This window comes from uncultured Vibrio sp. (genome assembly GCF_947488985.1).
Lineage (GTDB): Bacteria > Pseudomonadota > Gammaproteobacteria > Enterobacterales > Vibrionaceae > Vibrio.
Map to the genome: position 1 here is coordinate 1 of NZ_CANLBV010000208.1, position 1,598 is coordinate 1,598.

The following is a 1,598-nucleotide window of genomic DNA, read 5'->3' on the forward strand; positions in this document are numbered from 1 at the left end:
TCAGTGTAATTATCATAGTTCGTAGCATGATCCTGATTTTACTAAAAATCAAGCACCTTCAATGATCACGGGTATAATGGATTAGGAAACTCTGAGAGAGGTAAGTAAATGCGGTTTGCCAATACTACGGTTACGTTTGACGGACACCCATCAATGCCCGATGTTGGCAATACGTTACGTTCCCATGGTTTCAAGTCACTAACGTCTGGTTGTTTAGCTTTTTTCTCTATAGCCGATATCAGCTTTTCAAGTTTAGATACTGGTACTTTCTGAACTGATTTTAGTGCCAACCATTGATCGGCATAGGGTTGACCAAAACGATCCAAAAACACTGAGTTTTGATTAGCCCTTGCTTGTTTTTGTAAAGGTAAGGCTATTAGATTGCCGATACCGCCAGTCGGTAAAACATCCTGATTAGGGAAGAGGCGGTCATAAGAATCAAAAGCTAATGCACTATGGATTTGCATCGCTTTGTCTAAGAGAAGAAAGCCTAATTCTCTTGCGTCCTTTGCTGTTGTTGCGGATTCAAAGAAAATCCAGACATGCGCTCCTTTACCTGAACGAGAGCGCTCCCACAAACAATCCAGATCATAAAACTCACACGCTTCAACATAAGCTTGAGATGCCTGAAGCCAGTCGCTTTTATCAAAATCTATGGCTAATAAGAAACACGAATTGTCAGGCTGTATAGGGTATAAGCCAATGACTTCAGCGCCAGTTAAGTGACGATAGATCGCATCTCTATCCAAAGGTTTAAAAGCTTGATTCAAGCACTCTAAACACTTTACCTTCGGCTTTTCACATACCCCTTGCTGCCACTCGTTGGAGCAAGCTATTGAGTAACCATTGCGACCTGCCGAGTTTTGCCAACGATTAGCGAAACAGTGGTGATTTCCTCGGAAGTAACTTTGAAATAGTTCGATTTTCTGTCCTGGAGTTAACAGAGTTTGCTCTGGATTCACAGTACTAGACAGTAACTCATTTCGTCTTTTCTCAAGCTGAGATAGCTCGGATTTCAACTGTTCAATTCTTTGATTTACTGACTCAAGCTCATCCATGCTAAATATCATCCTGTATATAGATAAGTCAAAGCCAAGGGCTTTGATTGTTCTACTTTATTCCCTAGTAGAGCGACTCTTGGTTTTATCCCAACAAAGGTATAATGTTAATAATATACCCTAGTAGGGATAGTGCTGCTTGAATCCCTTGTGAAAAGTAAGCATCAATAATCGTAAGGAATGACGAATTGTGATTTATAGTCCACAGCAACTCGCTACTAGTTTACTGCTAATACGACAAAAAAATAAATGGACTCAGTCCGAAGTGGCAAAGAGAGTCGGCATAAAGCAAGCTACCATTTCTAACTTTGAAAATAGACCAGATAAAGCCACGCTCTCTACCATGTTTAAAATCATTCAAGCCTTAGATCTGACAGTAAAGATTGAAACAAGAAATGAGAGCAACGGCATTCTTGATGAGGAAGATTGGTAATATCGCAACGTCCCTTGTATTAAATCAGAAACCGGCTTTGTTGCGTAAATCGAGTGAACTAAATCAGAATCGTACGATCAGATCAGAGACATTCTCTTATTGACTCC

Annotated in this window: 2 protein-coding genes; one reads left to right on the forward strand and one right to left on the reverse strand. The window is 40.2% G+C overall.

All coding sequences use genetic code 11. From position 1 onward, the window contains the following. Nucleotides 1-65: 65 nt before the first annotated feature. Nucleotides 66-1,058: a hypothetical protein gene (locus tag Q1A70_RS19840; protein ID WP_299695734.1), complete on the reverse strand. Its 993-nt coding sequence runs from the start codon at nt 1,056-1,058 to the stop codon at nt 66-68. 190 nt (nt 1,059-1,248) lie between these two features. On the opposite strand from Q1A70_RS19840, the gene hipB reads away from it, so the two are divergent. Beyond that, nucleotides 1,249-1,491, forward strand: a complete 243-nt coding sequence (gene hipB / locus Q1A70_RS19845) for a type II toxin-antitoxin system antitoxin HipB (protein ID WP_299695732.1) — start codon at nt 1,249-1,251, stop codon at nt 1,489-1,491. Nucleotides 1,492-1,598 lie beyond the last annotated feature (107 nt).